At 73.4% G+C, this 14,955-nt stretch carries 12 protein-coding genes; 4 read left to right on the forward strand and 8 right to left on the reverse strand.

Annotated elements, in window-relative coordinates; genetic code table 11:
- Positions 1–324 precede the first annotated feature (324 nt).
- Complete coding sequence (locus ACZ38L_RS26705) at positions 325–1,098, forward strand: G1 family glutamic endopeptidase (protein ID WP_465697898.1); 774 nt, start codon at positions 325–327, stop codon at positions 1,096–1,098.
- A gap of 47 nt (positions 1,099–1,145) precedes the next feature.
- Here the strand turns inward: ACZ38L_RS26705 and ACZ38L_RS26710 are convergent, their stop codons facing one another.
- The 7 genes from ACZ38L_RS26710 to ACZ38L_RS26740 all read right to left on the reverse strand — a co-directional run bounded on the left by ACZ38L_RS26710 (position 1,146) and on the right by ACZ38L_RS26740 (position 10,490).
- A complete protein-coding gene (locus ACZ38L_RS26710) occupies positions 1,146–2,279 on the reverse strand; it encodes an FAD-dependent monooxygenase (protein ID WP_465697900.1) in 1,134 nt (377 codons plus the stop codon).
- Entirely contained in the window at positions 2,276–2,878 is a 603-nt protein-coding gene (locus ACZ38L_RS26715; protein ID WP_465697902.1) for a GTP-binding protein, read from the reverse strand. The genes ACZ38L_RS26710 and ACZ38L_RS26715 overlap by 4 nt, the downstream gene beginning before the upstream one ends.
- A 5-nt stretch (positions 2,879–2,883) precedes the next feature.
- Positions 2,884–3,234: a DUF742 domain-containing protein gene (locus ACZ38L_RS26720; protein ID WP_396568315.1), complete on the reverse strand. Its 351-nt coding sequence runs from the start codon at positions 3,232–3,234 to the stop codon at positions 2,884–2,886.
- A 50-nt stretch (positions 3,235–3,284) separates the two neighbouring features.
- Positions 3,285–3,692 carry a roadblock/LC7 domain-containing protein gene (locus ACZ38L_RS26725; protein ID WP_396568309.1) on the reverse strand — a complete coding sequence of 136 codons (408 nt, stop codon included), beginning with the start codon at positions 3,690–3,692 and terminating at the stop codon, positions 3,285–3,287.
- The gene (locus ACZ38L_RS26730) at positions 3,689–6,184 is read right to left on the reverse strand and encodes a sensor histidine kinase (protein WP_465697905.1); all 2,496 of its coding nucleotides are present in this window, start codon (positions 6,182–6,184) and stop codon (positions 3,689–3,691) included. The genes ACZ38L_RS26725 and ACZ38L_RS26730 overlap by 4 nt, the downstream gene beginning before the upstream one ends.
- A gap of 175 nt (positions 6,185–6,359) precedes the next feature.
- Positions 6,360–7,463, reverse strand: a complete 1,104-nt coding sequence (locus ACZ38L_RS26735; protein ID WP_465697907.1) for an aldose epimerase family protein — start codon at positions 7,461–7,463, stop codon at positions 6,360–6,362.
- A 75-nt stretch (positions 7,464–7,538) separates the two neighbouring features.
- Positions 7,539–10,490: an ATP-binding protein gene (locus tag ACZ38L_RS26740; protein WP_465697909.1), complete on the reverse strand. Its 2,952-nt coding sequence runs from the start codon at positions 10,488–10,490 to the stop codon at positions 7,539–7,541.
- 254 nt (positions 10,491–10,744) lie between these two features.
- Between ACZ38L_RS26740 and ACZ38L_RS26745 the strand changes: the two genes are divergently transcribed.
- The 3 genes from ACZ38L_RS26745 to ACZ38L_RS26755 all read left to right on the forward strand — a co-directional run bounded on the left by ACZ38L_RS26745 (position 10,745) and on the right by ACZ38L_RS26755 (position 13,661).
- The gene (locus ACZ38L_RS26745) at positions 10,745–11,695 is read left to right on the forward strand and encodes a terpene synthase family protein (protein WP_465697911.1); all 951 of its coding nucleotides are present in this window, start codon (positions 10,745–10,747) and stop codon (positions 11,693–11,695) included.
- 101 nt (positions 11,696–11,796) lie between these two features.
- Complete coding sequence (gene exaC / locus ACZ38L_RS26750) at positions 11,797–13,302, forward strand: acetaldehyde dehydrogenase ExaC (RefSeq protein WP_465697913.1); 1,506 nt, start codon at positions 11,797–11,799, stop codon at positions 13,300–13,302.
- Positions 13,302–13,661, forward strand: coding sequence for a DUF779 domain-containing protein (locus ACZ38L_RS26755; protein ID WP_465697915.1), 360 nt, complete (start codon positions 13,302–13,304; stop codon positions 13,659–13,661). The genes exaC and ACZ38L_RS26755 overlap by 1 nt, the downstream gene beginning before the upstream one ends.
- 7 nt (positions 13,662–13,668) lie before the next feature.
- Here the strand turns inward: ACZ38L_RS26755 and ACZ38L_RS26760 are convergent, their stop codons facing one another.
- Entirely contained in the window at positions 13,669–14,898 is a 1,230-nt protein-coding gene (locus ACZ38L_RS26760; protein ID WP_465697946.1) for a serine hydrolase domain-containing protein, read from the reverse strand.
- Between the last annotated feature and the right edge of the window lie 57 nt (positions 14,899–14,955).

Consider the following 14,955-nt stretch of genomic DNA (forward strand, 5'->3'; position numbering starts at 1 on the left):
TCTATGTACGACCCCCCCCTCCCCCTTGCCAACCGCGCGGCAGGGGGGGTCCTCTTCCCCCCCCCCCCCCCCCCCCCCCCTTCGCGTACGCCGGGGGCGCACCGGACCTGAGCGCGCGTCAGGCAATGTCGCCGAGGAAACCCGCAAAAGCCAGAAACCAGTTGACTTGACCTCAGCTATTCGAGTGACAAAGCAAAGATTTGCATATCCGTAACATCAACCGACCGCTACCCTCCCCTACCGTTGTCGGCACGCCGTCAATCCGGTTGCCTCCCCAGCTCCACCGGCACCCAGGATTCCCCCACCCCCACAAGGGAGACGCCCATGCCCGCAACACGCCGCAGCTCGTTGGCCATCGCCGCCGCCCTCCTTGCGGTCGCCGCCAACACCGCCCCGGCGCTCGCCGCATCCGCCCCCGCGGTGCCGAACGCCCCGATGATCCCCAGTGGCAGCACCCCGCACCTGGTCGGCCCGCACGGAGAGATCCTGCACAGCTCCAGCAGCAACTGGTCCGGCTACGCCACCACGGGTGCCAAGTTCACCAGCGTCAGCGCCAGTTGGGTCCAGCCGGCGGCCACCTGCGACGGCAACGACACCTACTCCAGCTTCTGGGTCGGCCTGGACGGTGACGGCAGCGACTCGGTCGAGCAGACCGGCACCGAGGTGGACTGCTCCGAGGGATCCCCGCTGTACTCCTCCTGGTACGAGATGTACCCGGCCTACCCGGTCAACTTCAACGACCCGGTCCGGCCCGGCGACCACTTCACCGCCAGCGTCACCGCCGGCGACGGCGGCTCCTTCACCCTCAAGCTCTCCGACACTACCCAGGGCTGGAGCCACACGGTCAAGAAGACGCTGAGCAACGCCGCGCTGGCCTCGGCCGAGGTCATCGCCGAGGCGCCGTCCGACGTCAGCGGCCCGCTCCCGCTGACCAACTTCGGCACGGTCGACTTCACCGGCGCCAAGGTCAACGACAAGCCGCTCGGCAGCTTCAACCCCGACAACATCACCATGGCCACCAACGGCACCGCGCTGGCCACCACCTCGTCGATCACCGACGGCAAGGACTTCTCGGTGAGCTGGCAGAAGTCCAGCTGACGGACGGCCAGCCGGATCGGGGGCCGGTCACCCGCCGGCCCCGACGCTCAGTAGGGCTGGACCAGCACGTGCGCGGCCCCCGGCACCCCGATCGCGAGCAGCTCGTCCTCCGCCGCCGTGGTCGGCGTGCCGGTCTCCTGCCTGAGCACGGCTCGGGACAGCGCCTGCACCCAGAGCGCCCGCGGCCGTCGGCGCCGCTCCCAGGCGGCCAGCGCGGCCGGGACCTCCGCCTCCGCGTCCAGCGACTCGGCCAGCACCAGCGCGTCCTCGATCGCCATCGCCGCGCCCTGCGCCAGAAGCGGGGTGCTGGCGTGCGCGGCGTCCCCGGCCAGCACCACCCGCCCGACGTGCCAGGGCGCGGCCACCGTCACCTGGGAGATCCGGGAGTGGACCACCGCGGCCGGGTCGGTGACCTCCGCCAGCGCCTCGGCCATCGGGCCCTCGACGCCGGTCAACCGCTCGGCGAGCTGCCGGTGGGCCCGCCGCGGGTCCGGCCGGAACTCCTCGGCCTCGGCGGACACCGCGGCCAGGTACATCAGTCGGTCACCGATCGGGGTGAGCGACACCTTGGCCGTGCGGTCCGCCGAGCACATCAGCACCCCGCGCAGCCAGTCCGGGCGCGGCAGCGTCACCCGCCAGGCGGCGAATCCGGTGTACTCGGGGTCGAAGGCGTCCCCGTAGAGCCGCCGGCGCAGCGGCGAGCCGGTCCCGTCGAAGCCGACCACCAGGTCGTAGCGCCGCTCGCTGCCGTCGGACAGGCCGACTTTCACCTCCTCACCCTCCTCGGTCAGCTCGGTGAGGGTGGTGTGGAAGCGGATCCGGGCGCCCGCCGCGACCGCCGCCCGACCCAGCACGGCGGCCAGCGCGGGCCGCGGGATGCCGTTGGCCGCCGGGACGCCGGCCATCCGCGGCTGCGGCAGCACGGCCAGCGTGTGGCCGGCCGGGTCGCAGAGGGTCAGCTCCTCCCAGCGGAAGCCGGCCGCCAGGCAGTCCGCCAGCACACCGATCTCCCGCAGCGCGTGCAGCGCGTTCGAGGGCTGGGTGATCCCGACGCCCACCCCGTCCGGCTCACCGCGCAGTTCGGCCACCTCGACGCGGTGGCCGAACTGCCCGAGCGCGGTGGCCAGGGTCAGGCCGCCGATGCCGCCGCCGTGGATCAGCACCCGGAGCGGCGGGGTCACGGCGCGCCCACCGGGACGGCGGGGGCGGCCGGCAACCGCATCAGGTGGTCCACCAGGGCGAGCAGCAGGTCGCGGCCGAAGGCCCGTTCCCGGACGTCCCCGAGGAGCAGCGGGACCCGCGGGTCGAGGTCGAGCGCGGCCCGGATCTCCGCCACGCCACGGGTGTTCCGGCCGTGGAAGCAGTTGATCGCCACCACGAACGGGATGCCCCGGCCCTCGAAGAAGTCGATCGAGGCGAAGCTGCTCTCCAGTCGCCGGGTGTCGGCGATCACGATGCCGCCGAGCGCACCGTTGACCAGGTCGTTCCACATGAACCAGAAACGCTCCTGGCCGGGGGTGCCGAACAGGTAGACCACCAGGTCGGGGCCGATGGTGATCCGGCCGAAGTCCAGCGCGACCGTGGTGGTGTCCTTCTCGTCCACCCCGGCCAGGTCGTCGATGCCCACGCTGGCCCGGGTCAGGTACTCCTCGGTGCGCAGCGGCGCGACCTCGCTGACCGAACCGACCAGGGTGGTCTTGCCCACCCCGAAACCACCGGCGATCAGGATCTTGACGGCGGCGGGCGCCTGCGCCCCGCCGACCGGCTGACTGCTTGTCATCGTCTTCAGAGTCTCCGGAGTCCGTCACGAACGGCGGCCAGCAGGCCGAGGTCGACCCCGCCGCCGGAACCGGCCACCGCGAGCGGTGCCCGGGCGTGCAGCAGGCCCTGGGCGATCAGGTCGCCCAGCAGGATCTTGGTGACCGAGACCGGCAGGTCGAGGTCGGCGGCCACCTCGGCCACGGCCGCCGGGCGCCGGCAGCGGGCCAGGATCACCCGGTGCTCCGGTTGCAGCCCGCGGGTGGCGGCGCGGCCATCCTCGGGGAGCGGATCGACGGTGGTCAGCACCGTGATCAGGCTGAGGTCGTCCCGCTCGGGGGCGGTCCGGCCGCGGGTGATGGTGTACGGACGGACCATCGAGTCGGAACCGTCGTCGTCCGTCTCCTCGGCCTCGCTCCAGTGCGGGCTCACCCGAGGCCGCCCCGGACCTGGGTGCCGAGCTTCTGGCCGACCTGCTGGATCAGGGTGTGCATGGCCACCGCCATCACCTCGGCGTCCACGTCCTGGGAGGCGATCACCGCCAGGTGGGTGCCCTGTCCGGCGCCGATGACGAAGAGCCAGAGTTCGGCCAGCTCGACGATCACCTGGTGGACGTCGCCGCCGCCGAACAGCTGGCCGACGCCGCGGGCCAGGCTCTGCTGGCCGGTGGCGACCGCGGCGAGCCGCTCGGCGTCCGGGCGCTCGATACCGCGGGAGTGGCTGACCACCAGGCCGTCGTCGGAGAGCAGCACGGCGTGCCGGGTGCCGGCCACCGTGTCGACGAGACCGTCCAGCAGCCAGTCCAGGTCCTGGTGAGTGGCGGTGGTGCGTGTCATGACTCGTCTTCCGTCCGGGGGTTGAGGGGGAGGTCCTGCGTGTCGCCGCTGCCGGTGCCCTGTCGGGCGACCCGGGACTGGCGCTGGAAGGCGCCGATCGCCGCGCCGGAGCGGGTGGGGGCGTCGGGCCGGCGCGCCGGCGGGGTCGCGGGGGCGGCCGGGGTGCGCAACTCGGCGGCCAGGCTAGCCTGGCGGACCCGCTGGGGCAGCGGGGGTTCGGGGGTGGCGGCCGTGCCGCCCTGCTCGGCGGCGCGCAACGCCCAGGACGGGCGGGCTCCCACCCGGTCGGGCGGGGACCCGGCCGGTGCGGGCTCGCGGGTGGCCTCCTCGTTCGGGGCGGGCCGGCGGGCGTGCCTGGCCCCTCCCCTGCGCTCGGGTGCCGGGCCGGCCGGGTCGGTGGCGCCCGGCAGGTCCTCGGGCGCGATCCGGTCACTCACTCGCGTGGCGCGCTCCGACGTGGGCAGGGCGAGCAACGCGGGCACCCCCGGCGCGACGGACGGTGGCGCGCCGGTGCCGGCCAGTGCGCGCCCCCGGATCCGGGAGGGCAGCGCGACCGGCTCGACGAGCTCCGCGGCGCCCGGGTCGCCGGCCGCCGGACCGGACGCCGCGGCCACCTTCGCCGGCGGGCCGTCCGTCACCAGCTCGGCCGGGATCAGCACCACCACCCGGGTGCCGCCGAACGCCGACGGCCGGAACTCCACCCGCAGCCCGAGGTTCTCCGCCAGCCGGGCGACCACGTAGAGACCGAGCCGGATGTCGTCGGCCCGGGTCACCACGTCCATCCGCGGCGGACGGCGCATCAGCTCGTTGGCCGCCTCGCACTGCTCGGGTTCCATGCCGAGCCCGCGGTCCTCGATCTCCACCGCCAGCCCGCGGCCGACCAGCGCGGCCCGCACCTCCACCGGGGTGGGCGGCTTGGAGAAGGCGGCGGCGTTCTCCATCAGCTCGGCCAGCACGTGCACCACCGGCCCGACCGCCCGCTCGGAGAGCCAGGGCGAGCCCTCGATGTCGAGCGTGATCCGCCGGTAGTCCTGCACCTCGCCCTGGGCCGACCGCAGCACGTCCAGCAGCGGGACCGGCTTGCGCCAGCGGCGCTGCGGCTGCCCGCCGGCCAGGATGACCAGGTTCTCCTCGTAGCGGCGCAGCCGGGCGGTCAGGTGGTCGAGGTCGAAGAGCCCCTCCAGCACCTCGGGGTCCTCGTGCCGGCGCTCCATCTGGTCGAGCTTCTTGAGCTGCAGGCCGATCAGCAGCTGGGTGCGCCGGGCGATCCGCTGCAGCAGCCGCTCGAAGCCGCGGTGCTGCTCGGCCTGCTGGACCGCGGCACCGATCGCGCTCTGCCGGGCCGCGTTGAGCGCCTGGCCGAGCCGGTCGAGCTCGTCGCCGCGACCCGCCGCGGAGCCGGCGGTGATCTCCCGGCTCTCCGCGGCGGCCGGCTGATCACCGCGGGCGAGCCGGTCGACCAGCTCGGGCAGGCCGCGCTCGAGCCGCTCCGCCTGGTCCTGCAGGTGGGTGATCCGGCGCCGCAGCGAGCGGGCCAGCCGCCAGCTGGTGGCGCTCACCACGACCACCCCGAGTAGGCCGATCACGCTGGTCAGCACGAGCCTGAGGAGCAGCGAGTCGATGCTGCTCCGCCCGGTCGAGACGACGTCGTCGGTGCGGGTCTGCAGCAGCGCGACCAGCTGCGGGGTGACCAGGTCGACGGCCTGGCGCCACTGGTCCGCGTCGGGCGGCAGCGGGACCGTGCCGTCGGCGTTCGGCGCGGTGGGCCGCATCAGGTCCTGCTGGACGACGTCCATCGCGGACCAGGCGGCGCCCTGGGTGAGTTGCTGCCAGCCCGCGGCCTCACCGGCCGGCAGGTAGGGGGCGATCTTGGCGGTGTACAGGAAGTTCTGGGCGCCGATGGCCTGTTGGACGGTCTGCAGGTCCGCCTCGTCGAGCCGGCCGGTGGGCCAGCCGCGGGCCAGCACGGCGTCCTCCCGGGCGATCATCTCCTTGGCCCAGAGGGCGTCGACCAGGGTGCGCGACTGGTAGCCGGCCGCGCCGTTGTCCGCCTGGCCGAGCGCGCTGAAGAGCTGCAGGTCAGTGCTGATCAGGTTGGTGTAGAAGGTGTAGGCGGCCTGCTGGTTGGCACTGCCGTCGTCCACCTCGGCTCGCTCCGCGGGGAGTTGGGCCATCGCCTGGCGGGCCTGCCGGACCGCGTCGCGGACCCCGGCCGGGGCGTTGCCGGCGGTGACCGCGGAGAGGGACTGGAAGCTGCGGACGGCGGCGTCGGTCAGCTGGCGGCGCAGGTCCAGGTCGTCGCTGACGCTGCCGGGCTGGACCAGCTGCTCCGCGCTGAGCCGGCGCTCCTCCTGGAGGCTGTAGTAGACCAGGTTGGCCGGTTGACCGGCCTTCTGGGCCAGCAGCTCCTGGGCGGCCTGCTGCTGGTAGTCGGCGAAGGTCTGGCCGGTCGTCACCGCCCAGAGCGCGGCGAGCGCGACGGCGGGGACCACGGCCAGCGCGAGCAGTGCTCGACGCAGGGTGAGGCGCGAGCGCCCGCTACTGAAGGCTCTCCGCGTGCGCAGGGCAGACTCCTCGCCGGTGGCGGCGGCCGGGCAGGACCCGCCGCCTGTGGTACGACCGATGACGGGCGATACTAGTCATACCGATATGTCCGGCGGAAGAACCTCAGTTGAAGCGCAGGAGCGTCACCGAGCGGAACTCCTCGCCCGGCCGCAGCTCGGTCGAGGGGTACTCCGGGTGGTGCGGGGAGTCGGGGAAGTGCTGGGTCTCCAGCGCCACGCCCGCGTACGGCCCGAACGGCTGCCCGCTCTCCCCCGTCACCGCGCCGCTGAACGAGTTGGCGGTGTAGAGCTGGACGCCCGGCTCGGTGGTCAGCACCTCCAGGGTGCGTCCGGAGACCGGGTCCTCCAGCAGCGCCGCCCGGGTCGGGGTGCCGTCCGCCGGGCGGGGCCGGAGCACGAAGTTGTGGTCGTAGCCACCGGCCGCCGCCAGCTGCGGGTGACTCTCCGAGATGCCCTTGCCGATCGGCCGCGCGGTGGTGAAGTCGAACGGCGTGCCGGCCACCGGCTCGGACGGGCCGTACGGGATCTGCCGCTCGTCGACCGGGGTGTAGTGGTCGGCGTCCAGGGTGAGCAGGTGGCCGAGCACGTCGCCGCTGCCCTCGCCGGCCAGGTTGACGTAGGCGTGGTTGGTCAGGTTGAGCACGGTGGGCCGGGTGGTGACGGCGCGGTACTCGATGGCGAGCGTGCCGTCGGCGTCCAGCAGGTAGCTCACCCAGACGTCGAGCGCGCCGGGGAACCCCTGATCGCCGTCCCGACTGCGCAGGTGCAGCCGGACGCCCGCGCGCCCGCCTTCGCGCAGCTCCTCGGCGGCCCACATCCGGTTGGCGAAGCCGTCCGGTCCACCGTGCAGGGTGACCCCGTTGCCGGTGGGGGCGAGCGGGTAGTCCACGCCGTCCAGGGTGATCCGGCTGCCGGCGATCCGGTTGGCGTACCGGCCGACGGTCGCGCCGTAGTGCCGGGCCGGTCCCAGGATGTCCGCCAGCTTCTCGCTGCTGACCAGCACCTGGGCCACCCGTCCGGAGCGGTCCGGGGTCCGCACGGTGTGCAGGGTGGCGCCCAGGGTGAGCACGGTGGCCTCGACGGCCCCGGCCCGCAGGGTCCACCGCTCGATCGCCGCGCCGGCCCCGCTCCCGGCCAGCGGGGCGTGCGAGACCTGGGGCGGCTGCGCCGGGGTCCGGCCGGTCGCCTGCTGCGGGTCGAGCGCCATGTCCTGACTCCTCTGCTCTGTCGCCGGACGGGGCGGACGGTGTGCCCGGCATATGCGGTGCGGTCGTGAGGCAGCCTAACCTTCGGTCTGGCCAGGACGGGGCTTCTTCAGCCCGAGCGCGGCGGCCAGGCCGCCCTGGGTGGTCCCGGTCTTGCGGTGCACGGCGGACAGCCGGCGGTTGACCAGGCTGAGCAGGATGTCCAGGCGCTCGGCGATCTCCACCGCGCTGAGCCCCTCGACGGCCAGTTTGGCGACCTCCCACTCGGGCTGGCTGAGCGCCTCCCTGCCGGTGCCGCGCAGCCGGTTGGGCCTCAGCCCGGAGGCGTCCAGCTCCTCGCGGGCCCGCTCCACCAGGCCGTCCGCGTTGCACTCGACGGCCAGCTCCATGCCCTGGTGCAGTTGCTCGGTGGCCTCCGCCAGCCGGCCCACCCGGCGCAGCGCGGCGCCCAGGTCGACCAGTGCGCAGGCGTGTTCGTACCCGACCGGGGAGCGACCGAGTTCCACCACGGACTCGGTGAGCAGCTCGACCGCGCGCTGGCCCTCGGCCAGCCCGGCCGCGATCCGCAGCGCGCTGCCGACCGCCGAGCCGACGCCGAACGCCCGGGCCCGGCGCACCCCCTCCTCGGCCAGCTGGCCCGCCTCCTCCGGGTCGTCCGGCTGGACGGCCTGCGCCAGGTGACCGACCCACGGCGCCCAGATGGTGTTGTGCCAACCGCGGTCGGCCAGTCGGCCGCCGACCGTGCGCAGCACGCCGACCGCCGCCTCCCGGTCGCCCTGGGCCAGCAGCAGCTTGCCGTACAGGGTCGGCGCGTTCGGCAGCACCATCGCGGTCGGGTGGTAGGGCGGCGCGAAGCCGTGGTCGGCGGCCAGCTTCCAGGCCTCCTCGACCCGGCCGCGGGCCAGCAGGGTGTCGGCCAGCACGCCCACCGCGTTCCACTGCAACGGCAGGCCGTCGCCCAGCCGGCGGGCGATCCGCAGCGCGCCGCGCAGGAACTCCTCGGCCTCGGCGAGCGCGCCGCGGCGGAACCGCACCAGGCCCATCAGGAAGTACGCGAAGCCGACGTGCCCGCCGCCCCAACCGGCCACCTCGAAGGCCCGGATGGCCTCCTCCAGCAGCTTCTCGGCGCGGTCCAGCTGGTCGGTGTAGATGTAGGTCAGCGCGACGATCCCGGGCATCTCCAGGCCCCAGGTGGTGCCGGTCCACTCCAGGCCGGGCGGCAGCTGGCCGTCGATCAGCGCCGAGTCGACCAGGGCCAGCGCCTCGGCGGCGGACTCGCCGCGCAGCGTCAGGTCCCAGGCGCGCAACGCCCGAGTGGCCCGCGCGTTGACGTCGTCACCGGTCAGCTCGGCGTTGAGCCGGGCCAGCCGGGCCGAGCGGCCCGGTCCGTCCGCCTCCTCGCGCTGGAAGGCCGCCCACATGAAGTGCGCCACCTGCAGCCGCATCCGACCGGGACCGGGCGCGGTCCGCTCGGCCTCGTTCAGGGTGACCTGGGCCGCCTCCAGCAGTTGGCCGCTGTGCGCGAGCACCTCGGAGAGCCGGAAGGTGGCGTCCACCCGCAGGTCCTCGCGCAGTTCCTCGGTGTCCAGCGCGAGGCGCAGCTGGTGGACCGTGGTGGCCGGGTCGGTGAGCAGCGCGGAGCAGCCCAGCTCGTAGATCACCTCGGCCCGGTCCTCGTCCTCCGGCGGCTCCGCCAGGGCCCGCTCCAGGCAGCGTTGGGCGGCGGTCGGCGCGCCGACCGCGAGGTGTTCCTGGGCGGCCCGGCGCAACTTGCTGACCACCTCGGGATCGCCCTCCGGGTGGGTCTCCAGCAGGTGGCGGGAGGCCTCCACCAGCGGACGCCCGGCGTTCTCCACCTCCACCGCGGCCTTGCCGTGCATCGCGGTGCGCACGCCGGGCCGGATCGACTGGTAGACCGAGGTGGCGATCAGCGGGTGGACGAACTCCAGCGGGCCGTCGAGCACCCCCTGGCGGCGCAGTTCCGCGATGGCGTCCGCGGCGGTGGACGGGGGCTGGCCGGCGATCCGAGCCGCCAGCCGGATGTCGATCTGGGTGCCGAGCAACGCGGCGGCCTGGGCGAAGGTGAGGGTGTTGACGCCGAGTTTGGCCAGCCACAGCTCGCGGGTCATGCCCTGGGCCTCGGCGGCCAGGTTGTGCAACAGCGGGACGTTCTCGTCGATCGGCTCGATCCGGCTCTCGCGGACCTTCACCAGCAGTGCGTTGGTCAGGTACGGGCTGCCCGCGGTGACCGCCCAGACCTGCCGGCAGAACGCGTCGTCCGCGGTGTCCGGGAAGGCGGCGCGGACCAGCTTCTCGATCGACTTGGGCTGCAGGCCCTGGAACTCCAGGTGCCGGTGCGAGTTGGCGGCCACCAGCTTGCGGAAGGTCTGTGCCTCCTCGGGCAGTTCGTCCGAGCGCCAGGCGATCGCCAGCAGCACCGGCAGCTCGGGGCAGCGCACCGAGAAGGCCTCCAGCCAGCCCAGCGACTCCAGGTCGGCCCACTGGAAGTCGTCCACCAGCATCACCAGCGGCGCCTTCAGTCGGGCGAGTTGGGTGACCACGTAGTCCAGGCCGGCCTTGACGCTCTGCGGATCGAGTTCGTCGGCGGACGGCCGGACCAGGCCGACCGCCGGGCCCGCGATCTCGGTCCACGGACCGAACGCCTCGCACCGTTCCTGCTCGGTGAGCCTGAGCAGTTCGGGCTGGAGCAGCTGCCGCAGCACGTGGAAGGGCTCGGCCCGGCGCTGCTCGCCACCGCGGGCGGAGAGCACCGTGCAGCCGGCGTTCCTGGCCAGCCTGCGCACCTCCTGGAGCATGCTGGTCTTGCCGTAGCCGGGCTTGCCGCTGTAGAGGAGCAGCGAGCCGAGTTCGACGCCGCCGGCCGCGAACTCCCGGCACAGGGTGTCGACCGCCTGGCCGGCCACCTGGATCGCCGCGTCGCGCTCGTGCAGCGGCGGCCGGGTCGAATCCGTCCCCGCGTCGTTCGGCTGCCCGCCGCGTCCCACCCGCTCGCCCGCCTGTTCGGTCACTGTCGGTCCCTCCACCCTGCCGCTGCGCGATCCTGCTGCGAGGTTAGCGTCACCCGGACCGGCGTGAATCCGGTTTGCGCAGCCGGCGAACTATGACAACGATTCAACTCCGGGGGCTGCGGGCATTGCTGCGACATCCCTGCCATGTGATGGTGTGATCAGATACGCTGCGCCCCCGGGGGGATCTGGCGGATCTTGGCACAACCTGTGGCAGGACCGGCCCCACCAGCCCCTCACGTCTTCCCGGGAGTCCGATGTTCGACCCGACCGCGCTCGAACTTCCCTTTCCTCGCCGCCGCAACCCCCACCTCGCCGTCGCGCAGGCCCAACACCTGCTCTGGCTCGAAGAGTTCGACATGCTCGGCAGCCGGATCGGTCCGGCCGGGTACGCCCGTTGGGACGTCCCGATGCTCGCCGCCCTCAGCTATCCCGATTGTGCCGCACCCGAGTTGACGCTGGCCACCGATCTGATGGCGTTCTACTTCCTGTTTGACGACCAGTTCGACGGACCGCTCGGCCGCCGGCCCGCCCAGGTGGCCGCGATCTGCGAGGAACTCGGCGGCGTGCTGCAGGGCCGACCGGTGGCCGGCCGATCGGCGTGCACCCGGGCCTTCGCCGACCTCTGGGCCCGGATCACCGACGGGATGTCCGGTCGCTGGCGGGCCCGCGCCGCCTACAACTGGGAATGGTACCTGGCCAGTCACCCGGCCGAGGCGGCCGGCCGGCGCGGTGGCCTGCCGCCCGACCGCGAGGGCTACCTGACGCTGCGCCGGGGCACCGCCGCGATGGAGAGCGTGCTGGACATGATCGAACGGCTGGGCCGCTTCGAGGTGGCGCCCGCCGCGTTCCACTGCCCGCAGCTCCGGCAGCTGCGCCAACTGGCCGCCGACATCCCGTCGTTGAGCAACGATGTGCGCTCCTACGAGGTGGAGGCCCCGAGGGGCGATGTCAACAACCTGGTGATGATCGTGCAGCGCGAGCGCGGCTGCTCGCCGGCGGAGGCGGGTGCGCTGGTGCTCGCCGAGGCCCGCCAGATGGCCGCGCGCTACTCCCAGCTGCTCGACGAACTGCCGAGAACCCTGCAGGACCTGGAACTCAGCCCGGAACAGGCCACCGTGGCGCGGCGGTACGCCGACGGGCTCACCGGCTGGCTCACCGGATACCTCGACTGGGAAGTCAACACCGGCCGCTACCGGACCGGGTGACTCCCCTGGCACGCACGGTAGTCGATCCGGGCTTCTGCGGCTAGGGTGCCGGGAGCACGCTCCGTACCGGCACCCTTCCGCAGCCCGAGGAGAGTCACACCTTGACGGTCTTCCAGCCCCCGACCTCCTTCCGCCCCCGATACGAGCACTGGATCGGCGGTGCCTGGGTGCCGCCGGTACGCGGCCGCTACTTCGAGAACCCCACCCCGGTCACCGGTCAGGTCTTCTGCGAGGTGGCCCGCGGCACCGCCGAGGACATCGAGCTGGCACTGGACGCCGCGCACGCCGCCGCCCCCGCCTGGGGTCGCACCCCGCCAGCCGAGCGCGCGCTGGTGCTGTCCCGGGTGGCCGACCGGATCGAGGCCAACCTGGAGACCCTGGCGGTCGCCGAGAGCTGGGAGAACGGCAAGCCGGTGCGCGAGACGCTGGCGGCCGACCTGCCGCTGGCCGTCGACCACCTGCGCTACTTCGCCGGCGCCATCCGGGCCCAGGAGGGCGGCCTGTCCCAGATCGACGAGGACACCGTCGCGTACCACTTCCACGAGCCGCTGGGCGTGGTCGGCCAGATCATCCCGTGGAACTTCCCGCTGCTGATGGCGGTCTGGAAGCTCGCCCCGGCGCTGGCCGCGGGCAACGCGGTGGTGCTCAAGCCGGCCGAGCAGACCCCCGCCTCGGTCCTGCTGCTGATGGAGCTGATCGCCGACCTGCTCCCACCCGGCGTGGTCAACGTGGTCAACGGCTTCGGCGTCGAGGCCGGCAAGCCGCTGGCCGCCAGCAACCGGATCCGGAAGGTCTCGTTCACCGGTGAGACCACCACCGGCCGCCTCATCATGCAGTACGCGAGCGCCAACCTGATCCCGGTCACCCTGGAACTCGGCGGCAAGAGCCCCAACCTGTTCTTCGCCGACGTCGCGGCGCAGCAGGACGCCTTCTACGACAAGGCGCTGGAGGGTTTCGCGATGTTCGCCCTGAACCAGGGCGAGGTCTGTACCTGTCCCAGCCGGGCGCTGATCCAGGCGTCGATCTACGACAGCTTCCTCGGCGACGGCCTGGAGCGGGTGCGGGCGATCAGGCAGGGCAACCCGCTGGACACCGAGACCATGGTCGGCGCGCAGGCCAGCAACGACCAGCTGGAGAAGATCCTCTCGTACATCGAGATCGGCCAGGCCGAGGGCGCCAAGGTGCTGACCGGTGGCGAACGGGTCGATCTCGGCGGCGAGTTGTCGGGCGGCTACTACGTGGCACCGACGGTCTTCGAGGGCGACAACCGGATGCGGATCTTCCAGGAGGAGATCTTCGGGCCGGTGCTCGCGGTGACCCGCTTCGAGGACTTCGAGGACGGCATCGGCATCGCCAACGACACCCTGTACGGGCTGGGCGCGGGTGTCTGGAGCCGGGACGGCGGCACCGCCTACCGGGCCGGCCGGGCGATCCAGGCCGGCCGGGTCTGGACCAACGCCTACCACCTCTACCCCGCGCACGCGGCCTTCGGCGGCTACAAGAACTCCGGGATCGGCCGGGAGACCCACCAGATGGCGCTGGCCCAGTACCAGCAGACCAAGAACCTGCTGGTGAGCTACTCCCCGCAGGCGCTGGGCTTCTTCTGATGGCCAGGGTCGCGCTGACCGAGGCGGCGGCCATCCTGCTGCGTCAACTGACCGATGAGCACGGCCCGCTGATGTTCCACCAGTCGGGTGGCTGCTGTGACGGCTCGGCGCCGATGTGCTACCCGGCCGGCGAGTTCCGCACCTCGGACGCGGACGTGCTGCTCGGCGAACTCGCCGTGCCGGGGCTGCCGTTGCCGGTCCCGGTCTGGATGGGCCGCGACCAGTACGCCTACTGGTCGCACACCCACCTGACCATCGACGTCGTCCCCGGCCGGGGCGCCGGCTTCTCGCTGGAGGCCCCGACCGGCCTGCGCTTCCTGACCCGCTCCCGGTTGCTCACCGAGCAGGACGAGCGGTAGCCCCGGTCTACGCCGCGCCCTGGTCCAGGCAGGAACGCACTGCCCGGATCAGGGTGCGGGAGCGGATGTCCCCGGTCACCCCCGGCATCATCCCGTTGGTCACGTAGCCGAAGCCGATCCCCAGCTCCGGATCGGCGAAGCCCAGCGCGCCACCCCGGCCGGGGTGGCCGAAGGCGGCCGGCGAGGACATCGGCGAGGTCGGCCCGTGCCGGAAGAACCCGTGCCCGAAGCTGGAGTTGACGATCAGCACTCGGTCCGGTCCGACCGAGGCCGGCCCCATCGCCTCGGCCAGCACGGCCGGTTCGAGCAGCGCGGGCAGCAGCTCCCCGGGCCGTCCGCCGTGCCGGTCGGCCGCGCCGATCAGCGCCGCGTAGAACCGGGCCAGCGAGCGGGCCGTCCCGATCCCGTTGGCGCCGGGGATCTCCGCGGCCTGCACCGCCGGATCGTTCAGGTCGACGGCGGGCCGCACCGAGGCGAAGGCCCGCGCGGTGAGCGAGGTCTTGTCCTGGTAGGCGTCCACCACGGCCTGCTTGGGCCGCAGCCGCAGCCCGTTCGGCCCGGTCTGGGCGGCCTCCGGCGCCGGCAGGTCCACCAGCCGGCCGACCCGCGGCGCCGCCCCCGTGGGCAGCCCGATCCACAGGTCCAGGCCGAGCGGGGCCGCGACCTCCTCGGCGAAGTAGTGCCCGACCGAGCGCCCGCTGACCCGGCGGACCACCTCGCCGACCAGCCAGCCGAAGGTGTACGGGTGGTAGCCGTGCCAGGCCCCCGGCTCCCAGGCCGGCGCCTGCGCGGCCACCGCGGCCGCGGCCGGCTCCCAGGCGAGCACGTCCTCGACCCGCAGCGGGACGTCCAGCGCGGGCAGCCCGGCGCGGTGCGAGAGCAGCCAGCGCACCGGGACGTGCTCCTTGCCGGCCGCCTTGAACTCCGGCCAGTAACCGGCCACCGGCGCGTCCAGGTCGAGCAGGCCACGCTGGTGCAGCAGCAGGGCGGTGGTGGCGGTGAGGCCCTTGGTGACCGAGCGCAGCACCTGCGCGGTGTCCGCGGTCCAGGCCACCGCCGGTGCGGGCCGGCCGCCGACCTCCGGCCGGGCGTCGCCGCCCCACAGGTCGACCACCTTGTGGCCGCGCAGGTACAGCGCGAACGCCGCGCCCAGCTCGCCGTGGTCCCGGAAGTTGCGCGCGAAGGCCTCGCGGACCGGTTCGAACCCCTCCGCCGTCTCGCCCCAGATCTCCACCATCGCCCGCCACCCGTCCGCGCCGATCATCATCCTGTCTGCTCTTGGCACCTTAGCCTG

It is taken from the genome of Kitasatospora sp. NPDC024654 (assembly GCF_055559155.1).

Excerpts from the sequence above, each read along its gene's own strand:
- ACZ38L_RS26705 (WP_465697898.1), top strand. The coding sequence starts at position 325 with ATGCCCGCAACACGCCGCAGCTCGTTGGCCATCGCCGCCGCCCTCCTT.
- ACZ38L_RS26715 (WP_465697902.1), bottom strand. The coding sequence starts at position 2,878 with ATGACAAGCAGTCAGCCGGTCGGCGGGGCGCAGGCGCCCGCCGCCGTC.
- ACZ38L_RS26720 (WP_396568315.1), bottom strand. The coding sequence starts at position 3,234 with ATGGTCCGTCCGTACACCATCACCCGCGGCCGGACCGCCCCCGAGCGG.
- ACZ38L_RS26725 (WP_396568309.1), bottom strand. The coding sequence starts at position 3,692 with ATGACACGCACCACCGCCACTCACCAGGACCTGGACTGGCTGCTGGAC.
- ACZ38L_RS26735 (WP_465697907.1), bottom strand. The coding sequence starts at position 7,463 with ATGGCGCTCGACCCGCAGCAGGCGACCGGCCGGACCCCGGCGCAGCCG.
- ACZ38L_RS26745 (WP_465697911.1), top strand. The coding sequence starts at position 10,745 with ATGTTCGACCCGACCGCGCTCGAACTTCCCTTTCCTCGCCGCCGCAAC.
- ACZ38L_RS26755 (WP_465697915.1), top strand. The coding sequence starts at position 13,302 with ATGGCCAGGGTCGCGCTGACCGAGGCGGCGGCCATCCTGCTGCGTCAA.
- ACZ38L_RS26760 (WP_465697946.1), bottom strand. The coding sequence starts at position 14,898 with ATGGTGGAGATCTGGGGCGAGACGGCGGAGGGGTTCGAACCGGTCCGC.